Consider the following 13,697-nt stretch of genomic DNA (forward strand, 5'->3'; position numbering starts at 1 on the left):
CCGATTCTGCGATCGGATACCCCGCTGAAACGGATCAAGGGGAGAGCGGCGATGTGGCGCGCGCTCAGGCTGCCTGGGCGTCGCGCTTGAGCACCAGCACGTCGGTCGTGCCGTCCTGGATCACGCCACCGGTCTGGTCGATTAACTGCAGTCGCCGGTTCACGCGCCCTACGCGCTTGCTGGTGCCGGCCTCTGTTTCTAGGATCTCCATTCTGAGCCGCAGCGTCTGGCCAACGAAAATCGGGGCCGCGAAGGTCCAGTTCTGCAGCGACATCATGGCCACGGCTGATTTGTCAAAGACTCCGAGCTGATGCAGCATGCCGGTGGCCAGTGCGATGCCTAGCGCACCGTGGACCACACGTTGTCCGAAGCGCGTGCCCCTGGCGAATTCCGCGTCGGCATGGATCGGATTCCAGTCTCCAGACAGCATTGAGAACATCGTCAGGTCGGTCTCGGTGATGGTGCGGCCAGTGCTCTCGAACACCTGCCCGCGAAGGAAATCCTCGAAATAAAGCGTAGTCGGCATGAAATTTTTCCGGAAGGGGTTCACGCGCCGGCGGCCGGGACAGGTTCCGCCAGCCGCGCCAGTGCCAGATCGCGCAGCCTGTTGCGCTGGGTCTTCACGCCGTTGGAGCTCAGCGTGACCGGATAGGCATCGACGAACCAGACACGCGCGGGCACTTTGAACGGCGCCACTTGGGCGCGCATCTGGGCCATGACATCGGCCTCGGCTAGCCGGGCACCGTCAGTGAGGATCAGAAAAGCGACCACGCGGGTCTGCCCATCGATTTCCACGGCGACCACTTGCGCATCGGCGACACCCTCGAAGCGCTTGAGCACGGCCTCGATTTCGACCGGGTTGACCAGGAACCCGCCCAGGCGAATCGCATCGCCCATGCGCGTTTCATACACGAAAGTGCCGTCGGCGCGTAGATGACCAAGGTCTCCAGTTCGGAAAAAGCCGTCGGGACGTATCGCTTCAGCGGTGGCGTCCTGATCGTGGTCATACCCCAGGAACAAGCTCGGTGCGCTGATCTCAATCTCGCCGGACTGTCCAGCAGGCAGCAACTCCCCCGTCTGGACATCACGGATGCGCACGGTGGCCTCGCCCCGTGCCACCGGGAGGCCGCCTCCTTCGATGCGCGCCTGCACCGGCAGCGTCATCGGCTGGCAGGAAAACAATGCGAGGACTTCGCTCGATCCGTACAGCCCTGCGAGTGGAATGCCCCGTACGCAAGCCTCGCTGGCATATTCGGAGAAGCTTGAAGTAAATGCACCGAAGCCGAATAGCCGCGCGGCCGGAAATGGCCGGTCCGCCGGTGCCGTGTCCAGGATGCGGCGATACATCTCATCGCTGCCGAATGTGTGCGTGACACGCTGGTCAGCCAGCAGCCTGGCGGCCTGAGGCCCCTCAAACGTCTCGAGCAGTACCACGGGCGCGCCCCCCGCGAACGCCGCCAGCACGCCATTCAGCCCGAATACGCCGCAGAACGGCAGCATGGCCAGCATGACCGCACCATCCGCATCCATGCCATAAGCGTCTGCACAACGCCAGGCATGATCGACGAGCGTGCGTTGGGGGTGCATCACCAGCTTGGGGCCTTTGGTGGTACCCGAGGTCGTGAACAAAATGGCGCAGGCATTGGGATCGGATTCATCCAGCCCTTGCACCGGCTCGCGCATATGCAAATCGAAAGGCACCACCGGGCGGCCTAGCAGACGGGCGGGCGTTGCCGGACTGGCATCCACCACCGCGATGGCTTGCAGCGTGGGCAGCGAGGCGGGATCCATGGCATCGAGAATCCCGGAGAAGTCGATCTTTCGAAAGCCCGGTTGCAGCACCAGCAGGCGGGCGCCGCTCTTTTCGATGAGGTAGCTCACCTCTTCACTACGATAGCGCGTGTTGACCGACACCAGCGTCGCGCCGACGCGCACCAGCGCAAAGAACAGCGCCAGCCATTCGATGCGATTGACGAGCCACACACCTACCCGGTCTCCCTTGCCGATACCCTGGGCGTCCAACCAGGCGACTGTGCGACGGCACAGCAGATCGAACTCTGCATGGGTGATGGCACGCTCACCCTCTATGAATGCGACCGCATCAGGGTGCTCTGCCAGGTGCGCGTCGATCAGGCTCCACAGATTCGCCTTCATGCGGCCTCCCATATTGCTGCATTCGCAGCGTGTTGATTGTTGTTCATCCCTACACTTGCTGACGCTTGTTCAGATCCTGCGCCCGGCATGCTGCCAATAGCCATCGCGCAGCTTGCGCTTGTGGAGCTTTCCGCTTTCCTGGCGCGGCAGTTCGGTGCGCAGTTCGATCACCTTTGGCACCTTGTAAGCGGCGAGCCGCTCTTTCAGCCACACACGCATTCCCTCCGGATCCAGTTGCGCGCCGTCGGCAGGCTGTACCACTGCCACGACCATTTCGCCAAACTCTTCATGGGGCACGCCAAACGCCGCGCAGTCCACCACACCCGGCATGCCGGACAGTGCGTTTTCGATTTCGGCCGGGTAGATGTTCACACCGCCGGAGATCACCATGTCGCTCTTGCGGTCGCAGATGAACAGGAAGCCGTCGGTATCGACGTAGCCCATGTCGCCCACGCATGCCAGTCCTTCGCAATCTATCGCGGCGCGTGCCTCAGGGCGATTGTGGTAGGTAAAGTCCGCATAGGCAGGCTGGCGCACATGGATGTTGCCAACTTCTCCTGTGCCGAGGCGGCAGCCCGCGTCGCTGTAGATGCGCACCTCAGCCTCGCTCACAGGCCGGCCGACCGACCCGGGCTTGCGGATGGCGTCCGCGGACGAAATCACGGTGATCATGCCCATTTCGCTGGACGCATACGATTCATTGATCACTGGCCCCCACCAATCGATCATGGCCTGCTTGATGGCAACGGAAAAGGGCGCGCCTGTACAGGCGACGAAGCGCACGGAGGACAGGTCGTAGCGGTTGCGCACGTGTTGCGGCAACGCCAGCAGGCGTACGCACATGGTGGGCACCAGGTACAGGTGCGTGATGCGATGGCGCTCGATGGCGCGCAGCGTGGTTTCGGCATCGAAGCGGGGATCCAGCACGACCAGTCCGGTTGCCAGCATGGCCTGCACGCCGTAGAGATTGGGCGCGCCGTGATAGAGCGGCGCGGACAGGTACACGCGTGCCTCCGCGGAAAAATCGAACACGGCCTTGACGGTATCGCGCAGCAGGCGCGGCTGCTCTGGATGCAGGCCCTGCTCGAGGCGCCGCACGCCTTTTGGACGTCCAGTCGTGCCGGAGGTATAGGCGAAGCGCCCGCGCGGCCAGCACGACGGACCGCTGTACGCGGCCTGTGCGCTGCGCCATGCTTCATAGCGAAGGACGTCTGCCGGCACTTCGCCGGTAACGCGCGAAGAGGGATAAGCCTGCACGGCCAACGGTTCTGGCGTGACCGCCAGTACGCGCACCCCTTCCGGGATCGCGGCACGCAATGTTGCTAACAGGTCCGCCTCGATGAACAGCACACAGGCACCGCTGTCCTGCAGGATATAGCCCAGCTCATCCACGGTGAACCGCCAGTCCACCGGACAGTGATATGCGCCGACGCGGTTGCATGCCAGCGTGATCTCGAACATCGCGGGCGCGTTGCGAAGCACGATGGCCACGACATCGTCCTCTCCCACGCCCAAGGCAGCCAGGCCGCCGGCAACCTGCGCGGCGCGGCGCTCGATCTCAGCGCCGTCGAACCGGTCTTCGCCATATTGCAGTGAGGCAACCATTAACTCTCTCCTTTGCGGTACGTGCAGTTATTCTGGCTGCAGCCCGGCGTCCTTCACCAGGCGGCCATGGACCGCCAGTTGGTATTTGATCAGACGACCGAACGCTTCAGGTGAAGAAGGCGTCAACGGAAAGCCCAGCCGGTCCATCTGTTCGCGTACCTTCGGATTGTTCATGGCGGCAACGAATGCCTGGTTCAGACGGGCCACGACGTCCTTGGGCATGCCCGCCGGTCCGACCAGACCCGCCCACGGCATGATCTCCAAATCCTGCATGCCTGCCTCGCGCAGCGTCGGCACATCGGGAAGCAGGCTGTTTCGCTGGGCATTGATGGAGACCAGTGCGCGCAGTTTGCCCTCGCGCAGATAGGACGCGCCGATGGTCGTACCGATCATGGCCTGGGTGCGGCCGGCGATCAGATCCAGCATGGCCGGCGGCTCGCCCTTGTAGGGCACCTGGGTCAGCTCGATGCCTGTGAGTGTCTTGAAGTGCGAGAACGCGACCACGCCGGTGTTGTTGCCGGTGCCGTAACTCAGCTTGCCGGGATTGGCCTTGGCGTAGGCGAGGAACTCGTTCAGGTTGCTGGCCGGGACGGCAGGGTTCACGTACAGGAAAAAGCCGAAGCGACCGACATCGGCGATGGGCGTGAAATCGGTCAGCACGTCGTAGGGCGGCTTCTTGCGCAACGCCGGCACCAACGACAGGTTGCCCGACGTGGCGAGCAGCAAACGGTAGCCGTCCGGTGTCGCTCGGGCCACCTCCTGCGCGGCCACTTGCCCTTCCGCGCCTGGCTTGTTGTCGATCACGATGGGCTGGCCAAGCTGGGCCGATGCCGCCTGGCCGACCACGCGGGCCACTGTATCCGTCGTTGCGCCGGCGGGAAAAGGCACCACTAGCGTGATGGGCCTGACGGGATACTCGGCCTGCGCATTCGTTGCGATTGTCGCACTACAAAGCAGTAGCGCGGGTATGATCCGCTTCATGTCTCCTCCGCCTTTTTAACAAGCAAATCGGGCTTTGGGAGAGTATTGCATCCACTTTTCAGGCACGTAAGCCTGCGCTTGCGCACAGGTGCGTTGCGCGCAGCGCACCAATCGCTGCTCAAGCCATGGAACTCGACGCTTACTTGTTTTTCGCCACGGTTGTGGAATCTGGCAGCTTCATGAATGCTTCGCTCAAGCTTGGCATTGACCGCTCCAATGTCAGCCGGCGCATCCGTAAGCTGGAGCGCGATGTGGAGGCGCAGCTCGTACGGCGGAGCACGCGCCGCATGAGTCTGACGGAAATAGGCGAGGCGTTTTACGCGCAATGCGCCGTCATCCGCGCCGAGGTAGAGCGCGCGGACGAACTACTGCACACCTTCGGCACTTCCATCCGCGGTCCATTGCGTGTGAGTTGTCCACCGGCGGTCGGCCGACTGTACTTGACCGCTATGTTCGCCGAGTTCTGCAATCTGTATCCCAAGGTATCGCTGTCGGTGAGCTTCAAAGGCGGTGCCGTGGACCTGATGGAAAATGATCTCGACCTGGCTTTGCGGGTCACCAATGACCCCGGAGAACATTGTGTGGCGCGTGCCCTCGGGCCGATCGAATGGATGCTATGCGCGAATCCCGAGTATTTGGAGCGGCATGGTCGACCGGTCACGCCGGAAGATTTGGCGTCTCATACCTGCCTTGGCGTGCGCACACGTGTGGGGCTGGAATATGTGCGAGCAGGCAGTGACCTCGTGCACAGGGTTTCCATCCAACCGCATTTGGAGTGCTCGGACTATGGTTTCCTTGGCGAAATGGCTGCGGCAAAGCTCGGCATTGGCTTGCTGCCTTCGTATGTCGCAGTAGAACATCTGCAAAGCGGTAGGCTGGAAACCGTCCTAAACGAATATAGGCTAACCCGTTCGCCTGGCAGCACACTGTATGCGATCACGCTCCCTAACCGATACACGCCGCCGCAGTTGCGAGCATTTATTGACTTTCTGAAATGCAAATTCGAGCAGGGCTTGCCTTGGGAGAAGGACTTGATGCGAACAGGGGGATAGCCCCTGCGAGTGCAAGGCGCATTTGGAAGCTGCTATGCATTCGAGTCTGGGAAAAAGGGGGGCGGCTGAAGCCAGAACAGTACAGCGCGCAGCGAAGCATGCTCGTCGTGGCGGGGAGTGTGTGGCTGCGTTGGAGGTGCCGATGCGGCGAGGCGCTGCCCAAACGGGTCTCGCAAGGCCAAGAGCAAGCGGGAGGAGCTAAGCCCCCCGATCACTTGAGCAGGAAGGTTTGGCCAGCAGAAGGGGCCGGCCAGCTCCTGCTCGACGTTGGTCGCGTTCGATCTTCGCGTTGCCTTAAGCTGCCGGCCTGTTGCGGTTCTCACGGTGCGCCAGGTGTGCAGTTTTGCCGCTTATGCCTCTCTCTCAAAGAGGCTCAGCGATCGATTGCAGGCTTATTGGAGCGGAATACCGGTTTCCTTGACCACGCGTGCCCAGCGCTCGCGCTCGCTCTTGATGAAGTTTCCGAAATGCGTGGGCGTATCACCACCGGGCACGCCGCCCAGATCAGCCAGGCGTGATTTGACCTCGGGCTCGGCGAGGATGATAGCCACGGTCCTCTGCAGCCGGTCGATCACGGCCGGCGGCGTGCCTGCCGGGGCCACCAGGCCAAACCACGCAGTCACCTGGAAGTCGTCCAAACCGGCCTCCTTCATGGTAGGCACGTCGGGCAGCTCGCGGACGCGGCTCGCGCTGGTCACGGCCAGAGCACGCAATTTGCCCGACTGGATATGAGGCAGGGAGCTGGGGAGATTATCCACCATCATGGTTACCTGGCCGGCGACCAAGTCGGCCACGGCCGGTGCCGCGCCCTTGTAGGGCACATGGATAATGTCAATACCGGTGCGATTGCGGAACAGTTCCCCGGACAAATGGACTGACTGGCCAGTGCCGGACGAGGCGAAGGAAAGCTTGCCGGGCTGGGCCTTGGCCAGCGCTACCAGCTGGGCCACCGTACGCGCGGGCACATTAGCATTGACCACAAGAACGTTGGGTACCGACACCACCATGCTGACCGGCGCAAAGTCCTCCGCGCGATAGGGCAGTTGTCGGTACAAGCTATAGTTGATCGCATTGGGTCCGATATTGCCCATCATCAGGGTGTAGCCGTCGGGGGCAGATTGCTTGAGCGCCTGCACGCCAATGATGCCGGCGCCGCCGGCACGGTTTTCTACCACTACCGGCTGGCCCAGGAGTTCGGCCATGCGTTTGCCAACCAGACGCGACGCGATATCCGTGGTACCACCCGCTGCCGCAGGCACGATCAGCCGGATCGGCTTGTCGGGATATGCCGCCAGCGCAGCGCCCGGGTCGGCCAACGCCGCCACGCCAACGGCCCCCGTCATCCCGGCTGTCGCCAATACCAGCCTGGCGACTGCCAGCCGCAGCATTTCAAGGCCTTGCTTCATCGTCGTCTCCCTAGTTGATCACGCCAAAGCGTGCGCCGCCTTTTATTAGATTTGCACCATAGGCGTGCCAAATACAGTAGGGCGACAGCGGTGACATTGGAATTCACAATTCACAAACGAGGCCTTCGACTTGACGAAACGCATGATCCCGACAGCAAAGAACCTGCCGGCCCCATTTCCGTTCCGACCCGAGCGAGGTCAGCCCAATACTGGCTGTCCAGGCAGACTTGCATGGATGATCTCAGCACCGATCGCTGAAAACGGGAAAACAATTGCTGAGTTCATGAAGTGCGCCTTGTCGCATTTTCGAGCGCACCGGCTGCTACGGAGGAGGCCGTGCAGACCGACAATCTGCGCCTCCCGATCGAGAGGCCCGCGACGTGCCCAGTCGCATGCGAGAGCGGTTGGGTGTGACCTGACCCGCCTCAGCAGAACGGCGGTGTCCCGTCCTTCGCGCTCCTGACGATGGATATGGTTTTCCCCGAGCGACTTGCCGCCCTGGCCCTCGGCAACGCCCGACAGAGGCATTGCCAAATTGCGAGAAGCGTTGCGTGGTCGCATTACCGAGCATCATCGCACTAGGCTCAGACTGCACTGGAGATCAATCGGCGCGGATCCCGCGCGCCCGGATTAGCTCGCCCCACTTGGCGGTCTCACGCGCCAGGTGGTCGCGTAGTGCTGCCGGGGTACTGCCAATCGGCTCCGCGCCAATCGCCGCCAGCCGTTTCTGCACGGCAGGATTGCGTAGCGCATCGAGCATGGCTTGGTTCAGCTTCTCAATGGCGGCGGAAGGCGTGCGTGCCGGAACAAAGGCGGCGAACCACGGCGATAGCTCATAGCCAGCCAACCCGGACTCGGCTACGGTAGGCACATTGGGCAGCGCCGTCGAGCGCTTGGTGGTCGTTACCGCGATGGCGGTGAGTTTGCCGGAATCGATATGCGGCTTTGCCGAGGTGATGCTGTCGAACATGTAGTCGACCTGGCCGCCAAGCAGGTCGGTCATGGCCGGTCCACTGCCTTTGTAGGGAACGTGCAGCAGGTCGACGCCCGCCATGGAAGTGAACAACTCGCCTGCTAGGTGGATCGAGGTGCCATTGCCCGCCGACGCATAGGTGTACTTGCCCGGCCGCGCCTTGGCATTGGCCACCACCTCCGCAACCGTCTTCACTGGCGTCTTGGCCTTGCTCGCCACCAGTACATTGGGTACCACAGCCAGCAGCGACACGGGGGCAAAGTCTTTCACCGGGTCGTAGCCGAGCTTGCCGTACAGGGCGGGATTCACCGCCATGCCGTTGGCCACGATGATCACGGTGTAGCCGTCGGCCGGCGCGCGCGCCACCAGCTCCGCGCCGATGTTGCCGCCGGCGCCGGGGCGATTTTCCACCACGATGGCTTGACCGAGCGTGCGCGACATATCTTCACCCAGCGTGCGCGCGATATTGTCCATCGCGCCGCCGGCGGGGAACGGCACGATCCAGCGGATCGGGTGGTCGGGCCACGCGGCGTGGGCGGGCGCGCTGGCCGCGGCCAGGGCGAGCATCAGCGCGGCGGCGCCGGTGCGGGCCTCAGGTTTGGTCAATGGCTGCGAGAACAGCTGCTGCAGCAGGGATTTCATTTGTCTCCGTCCTGTCTCGTGATTGATTCGTTCAGCGTATCGATGACGGATGCTTCGCCAGCGGCGTGACCGCAAGCTTCATATACGGGAACAGCGGCAGGCCGGCCAGCAGCGTGTGCAGTTCGTCGTTGGATTCGACATCGAAGATGCTGTAGTTGGCGTATTCGCCCACCACGCGATAGAGCTGCTGCCACTTGCCCTGGCGCTGCAGGTCCTGTGCGTAGGCCTTCTCGCGCGCCTTTATCTCATCGGCCTGGGCCGCAGGCATGTCGTGCGGCAAGTTGACGTCCATTCGTACCAGATAAAGCATGAGCGTTTCTCCGATCGTGTTGTGGGAGGCTGATTTCAGCCTTGCTTGCGGCGATAGTGCGCCAGCTTGTCCTCGTCCAGCGCGAGCCCAAGGCCCGGCCCCTGCGGCAGGTGCAGCGCGAAATCCCGGTACTCCGGGCGCGCCGTGACGATATCGTCCTTGAGCAGCAGCGGCCCGAACAGTTCCGTACCCCACGCGAGCTGCGGCAGGGTGCAGAAGCCGTGCGCGGCGGCGATGGTGCCCACGCTGCCTTCCAGCATGGTGCCGCCATAGAGCGCGATGCCAGCGGCGTCGCCCACGGCCGCGGTGCGCAGCATGCCGAAGATGCCGCCGGACTTGGCGACTTTCAGGGCAAACACGTCGGCACCGCCGATGCGTGCCAGCTCCATCGCGTCTTCCGGCCCGCACACCGCCTCGTCGGCCATGATCGGCACGACAAAACGGGCGGCCAGCCGGGCCAGCGCGGCACGCTGTTCACGCGGCGTGGGTTGTTCGATCAGGTCGATGCCGGCAGCTTCCAGCATGGCGATGCCGGTGGCGGCCTCGGCTTCGTTCCAGGCCTGGTTCACGTCAACGGTCACGCGGGCACGCTCGCCCAGCGCGCGCTTGATCGCGGCCACGTGGGCCACGTCGTCGCGCACGGCACGGCGGCCGATTTTGAGCTTGAAGGTGTTGTGGCGGCGGGCTTCCAGCAGTTGCTCGGCCTCTGCGATATCGCGCCCGGTATCGCCACTGGCCAGGGTCCATAGCGCCGGCAGCGTGTCGCGCACGGCGCCACCCAGCAGCGTGGCCAGCGGCACGCCGAGGCGCTTACCCTGGGCATCCAGCAATGCGGTTTCAAGGGCGCACTTGGCGAAGCGGTTGCCGCGCGCCACCTTGTTCAGGCGCGCCATGGCCGCATGCACGTTGGAGGCGTCCTGGCCGACCAGCGCCGGGGCCAGGTAGGTGTCGATGGTGAGTTTGATGCCTTCGGGACTTTCGTCGCCGTAGGACAGGCCACCGATAGTAGTGGCCTCGCCGATACCTTCAATGTCGTCGCTGCACTGCAGCCGCACGATAACCAGCGTCTGCTGCTGCATGGTCGCCATGGCGAGCTGGTGTGCGCGGATGGTCGGTAGATCGACCAGGATGGCTTCGACTGCCGTAACCGTTGCATGGGTCATTCGATACCTTGTCGGTGCAATTTGAGTTGCCTCTGAGTATGCGTCTCAACCGTATGGGTGTCCAAGACCATTCGTGTCTGATAGCATACCGTACAGGTATTTCTGGGGTCCGATATGGAGCTTCGCCACTTACGCTATTTCCAGACCGTCGCTCAGGAGTTAAATGTGACGCGGGCGGCTTCGATCTTGCATATGGCCCAGCCGCCGTTGTCCCGCCAGATCCGCCAGTTCGAGGATGAAATCGGCGTGGATCTATTTCACCGCGTCGGTCGCGGAATGCGCCTGACCGAGGCTGGGCGATTCTTGTTGGAGCAGTCGCTACAAATGACCCAGCGGCTCGAGGAAACGATCGAGGCCACGCGGCGTATCGGCCGCAACGAAAAGCGCTGGTTTGGCATTGGCTTCGTGCCGTCGGTGCTGTACGGCTTCTTGCCAGAGCTGATTCGGGAACTACGGGGTGCCGATAGCCAAGTGGAAGTCGGGCTCAGCGAAATGATCACGGTTCAGCAAGCGACCGCACTCAAGGCCGGGCGCATTGACCTTGGTTTTGGCCGCATTGCGTTGAACGATCCCGGCATCACGCAAACGGTTGTCATGAACGAGCCGTTAATCGCGGCGTTGCCGGCTGCCGTCGAGATTCGAGGTGACGACGCACTCACGCCGGAAGCGTTGGCCCGGCGGCCGTTTGTGCTTTACCCTGCGCGACCAAGGCCCAGCTACGCGGATCATCTGCTTTCACTCTTTCGCGCCCGCGGGCTGCAGTTGCGCGTGGTCCAGGAAGCGAATGAACTGCAAACCGCCCTGGGGCTAATCGCCGCCGGTCTGGGCATCACCTTGGTGCCGGCCTCCGTACAACGCTTGCACCGCGACGACGTGCGTTATTACCCCATTGAAGCACCTGGTTTCGTCTCGCCTGTGATCATGAGCATGCGGGCCGGCGACACGTCGCCCTTCCTGGCGCGCGCGGTGGAATGGGTGTTGCAGCACACGGAGCTTCCTCAAGCATAGTGTCCTGGTTCTGGATCGGCGGCATATAAACATACCAACTGTCGCTTTTAGCTGGGCAGAAGCAACTTATCATCACGGCTTGGTCTACCCGGGGAGCGGCGTTATGCTCTTTTCCGGGGATGCATGTCAGCGGCGCAGTTGGGCCCTCTACTGTGGCCGGCGCGTGCATCGTCGCGTCCTGTTCGACCCGTCTTCACCAATGCCCTCAAAGCCGTCGCTTGAACGCAGGTGAAGGTTGGAGTTTTGCGCCGGCAATCTTCGGCTGTCCAAGACCATCATACCCCCCCAGAGGTATGACCGTTCTACGACCCCTTGTCCGTGCGAGGCACATAGGGAATTCCCTCTTCCTCGTAGAGTCGATAAATCAGTTCCAACATTTCTTTGATGTCACGCGACTCATCCATCGCACGCATACTCATGATGATTGGCGACGTGAGGGTAGGGTCATCCAGTTCCATGTAGCTCACGTCGTCGCGCTTCAGCCCATAGACGCTGCTTGGCACGACTGCTATCCCTTCTCCTGCCGCGACAAGCCCCAATGCGATCTGCAATTCGCGGACATCATAGATGCGGCGAGGCGCAAGGGCTCGCTCCTGGAAAGCCGACAGAACCTGGTCCGCGAAGCTTGGCCTTGGTGCCTTGGGGAAAACAATGAGTGTTTCGTAGATGAGGTCCCGAAGCGCGAGTATCGGCTTCGACGTCGAGAGCGGATGACCGACGGGAAGTGCAACGATCATTTTCTCCTCGCGGAGAGTCACCCGACGGATGTTCGCATCCTCGTGTCGAATCCGGCCGAAGCCTACATCGATGCGTCCGTCCTTGAGCGCGCGAATCTGGTCCATCGTCGACATCTCGTGGAGGCTGAGCTCGACCGACTTGTTTTCGTCTCGGAATCGCCGAATGATCTTTGGCAGCATGCCGTAGAGCGTGGATCCCACAAAACCGACAGACAGACTGCGCTCGATGTTGCCCACGCGACGCGTCATCGACTCCAACTCGTTCGTCTGCGCAATCAGATTCACCGCGTGCGAGTAAAAAAACTTGCCGGTCTCGGTGAGCTTGAGCGGACGGGAGCTCCGTTCGAATAGCAGTACCCCCAGCGCTTCTTCGAGCTGCTGTATTTGGCGGCTTAACGGCGGCTGCGCGATGTGGAGCCGCTTGGCTGCGCGCGTGAAGTTGCGTTCCTCGGCAACCGCTACAAAGTAGCGAAGATGTCGCAGCTCCATATGATACCTCCGGGATATGATCCGATACTAAAACGGTGTTGGACTGACCAGTTTGCCGTCCTCTATTCTGCCATCACGCTCTGTTTTAAGGCCGGATCATACCTTCTGAGTAAATTCAGATCCACCTGAAACGAGGGTTTACCCCAGCAAAACACAGAAAGTTTAGGAGCAGACATGAGTGTCAAAGTGTTCGACTCGAAGGAAGTGCAGGACCTGCTGAAGGCCGCTGCCAATTTGGGAAGCCAGGATGGCAACGCTCGCACCAAGCAGATTACTCATCGTCTGCTGAGCGACCTCTTCAAGGCCATCGACGACTTGGACATGACGCCCGACGAGATTTGGGCCGGTGTGAATTACTTCAACAAGCTTGGACAAGATGGTGAGGCGGCTCTTTTGGCCGCCGGCCTTGGTCTCGAGAAGTATCTCGACATCCGCATGGATGCAGAGGACCGTGAAGCTGACATCCACGGCGGCACGCCGCGCACGATCGAAGGCCCGTTGTATGTGGCTGGCGCCCCGGTACGTGATGGCGTCTCCAAGATTGATCTCAATGCCGACGAAGACGCGGGTCCGCTCATCATCCGTGGCACGGTGACCGGACCGGACGGCAAGCCCGTGGCCGATGCGGTTGTCGAATGCTGGCACGCCAACTCCAAGGGCTTCTACTCGCACTTCGATCCGACCGGCGCGCAAGACGATTTCAACCTTCGCGGCGCGGTAAAGACCGGGGCCGACGGCAAGTACGAGTTCCGCACGCTGATGCCCGTCGGCTATGGGTGTCCGCCGCAAGGCGCCACGCAACAGTTGCTTGACGTGATCGCCCGCCACGGCAACCGTCCGGCGCACGTGCACTTCTTCGTCACGAGCGACAAGACGCGCAAGCTCACGACGCAGATCAATATCGAAGGCGATCCGCTGATCTGGGATGACTTCGCTTATGCGACTCGCGAAGAACTTGTGCCGCACGTTGTCGAGAAGACGGGCGGTGCCGCACTCGGCCTCAAGGGCGATGCGTATAAGGAAATCGAATTCAACATCGAGTTGACTCCGCTGGTGCAAGGCAAGGACAACCAGCTTGTGAATCGCCCTCGCGCCTCCGCCACGGCGTAACCTGTCGCGCGGCGGCCTCTCTCGCCAGGCCGCCAACTTCCACGCACGAAATATCTGAACCGATGCC

The 13,697-nt window shown here is 62.0% G+C and carries 12 protein-coding genes; 3 read left to right on the forward strand and 9 right to left on the reverse strand.

Features of this window, described 5'->3' with window-relative positions; translation table 11 throughout:
* Window positions 1–64: 64 nt before the first annotated feature.
* The 4 genes from AC3WRR_RS01810 to AC3WRR_RS01825 all read right to left on the reverse strand — a co-directional run bounded on the left by AC3WRR_RS01810 (window position 65) and on the right by AC3WRR_RS01825 (window position 4,740).
* Entirely contained in the window at window positions 65–526 is a 462-nt protein-coding gene (locus AC3WRR_RS01810; RefSeq protein WP_011154309.1) for a MaoC family dehydratase, read from the reverse strand.
* A gap of 20 nt (window positions 527–546) precedes the next feature.
* The gene (locus tag AC3WRR_RS01815; protein WP_492295963.1) at window positions 547–2,154 is read right to left on the reverse strand and encodes an AMP-binding protein; all 1,608 of its coding nucleotides are present in this window, start codon (window positions 2,152–2,154) and stop codon (window positions 547–549) included.
* Window positions 2,155–2,223: 69 nt separating this feature from the next.
* On the reverse strand, window positions 2,224–3,759 hold the full coding sequence (locus tag AC3WRR_RS01820; protein ID WP_492295965.1) for an AMP-binding protein: 1,536 nt from the start codon (window positions 3,757–3,759) through the stop codon (window positions 2,224–2,226).
* A gap of 27 nt (window positions 3,760–3,786) precedes the next feature.
* Complete coding sequence (locus AC3WRR_RS01825; protein WP_492295967.1) at window positions 3,787–4,740, reverse strand: Bug family tripartite tricarboxylate transporter substrate binding protein; 954 nt, start codon at window positions 4,738–4,740, stop codon at window positions 3,787–3,789.
* A gap of 125 nt (window positions 4,741–4,865) precedes the next feature.
* Between AC3WRR_RS01825 and AC3WRR_RS01830 the strand changes: the two genes are divergently transcribed.
* Window positions 4,866–5,792, forward strand: coding sequence for a LysR family transcriptional regulator (locus AC3WRR_RS01830; RefSeq protein ID WP_492295968.1), 927 nt, complete (start codon window positions 4,866–4,868; stop codon window positions 5,790–5,792).
* 392 nt (window positions 5,793–6,184) lie between these two features.
* On the opposite strand, the gene AC3WRR_RS01835 is transcribed toward AC3WRR_RS01830, so the two are convergent.
* The 4 genes from AC3WRR_RS01835 to AC3WRR_RS01850 all read right to left on the reverse strand — a co-directional run bounded on the left by AC3WRR_RS01835 (window position 6,185) and on the right by AC3WRR_RS01850 (window position 10,286).
* Window positions 6,185–7,135, reverse strand: coding sequence for a Bug family tripartite tricarboxylate transporter substrate binding protein (locus AC3WRR_RS01835; protein ID WP_376992270.1), 951 nt, complete (start codon window positions 7,133–7,135; stop codon window positions 6,185–6,187).
* Window positions 7,136–7,799: 664 nt separating this feature from the next.
* Complete coding sequence (locus tag AC3WRR_RS01840) at window positions 7,800–8,813, reverse strand: tripartite tricarboxylate transporter substrate binding protein (protein ID WP_492295970.1); 1,014 nt, start codon at window positions 8,811–8,813, stop codon at window positions 7,800–7,802.
* A 31-nt stretch (window positions 8,814–8,844) separates the two neighbouring features.
* A complete protein-coding gene (gene catC / locus AC3WRR_RS01845; protein WP_022538584.1) occupies window positions 8,845–9,123 on the reverse strand; it encodes a muconolactone Delta-isomerase in 279 nt (92 codons plus the stop codon).
* A 35-nt stretch (window positions 9,124–9,158) separates the two neighbouring features.
* On the reverse strand, window positions 9,159–10,286 hold the full coding sequence (locus AC3WRR_RS01850; protein ID WP_492295972.1) for a muconate/chloromuconate family cycloisomerase: 1,128 nt from the start codon (window positions 10,284–10,286) through the stop codon (window positions 9,159–9,161).
* A 114-nt stretch (window positions 10,287–10,400) separates the two neighbouring features.
* Between AC3WRR_RS01850 and AC3WRR_RS01855 the strand changes: the two genes are divergently transcribed.
* Window positions 10,401–11,294, forward strand: a complete 894-nt coding sequence (locus AC3WRR_RS01855) for a LysR family transcriptional regulator (RefSeq protein WP_492295974.1) — start codon at window positions 10,401–10,403, stop codon at window positions 11,292–11,294.
* A gap of 302 nt (window positions 11,295–11,596) precedes the next feature.
* Here the strand turns inward: AC3WRR_RS01855 and AC3WRR_RS01860 are convergent, their stop codons facing one another.
* On the reverse strand, window positions 11,597–12,520 hold the full coding sequence (locus tag AC3WRR_RS01860; protein WP_492295976.1) for a LysR family transcriptional regulator: 924 nt from the start codon (window positions 12,518–12,520) through the stop codon (window positions 11,597–11,599).
* 174 nt (window positions 12,521–12,694) lie between these two features.
* On the opposite strand from AC3WRR_RS01860, the gene catA reads away from it, so the two are divergent.
* Window positions 12,695–13,630, forward strand: a complete 936-nt coding sequence (catA, locus tag AC3WRR_RS01865; protein ID WP_492295977.1) for a catechol 1,2-dioxygenase — start codon at window positions 12,695–12,697, stop codon at window positions 13,628–13,630.
* The last annotated feature ends 67 nt before the right edge of the window (window positions 13,631–13,697 follow it).

Source organism: Cupriavidus sp. FW305-3-2-15-C-LB2 (assembly GCF_058787575.1).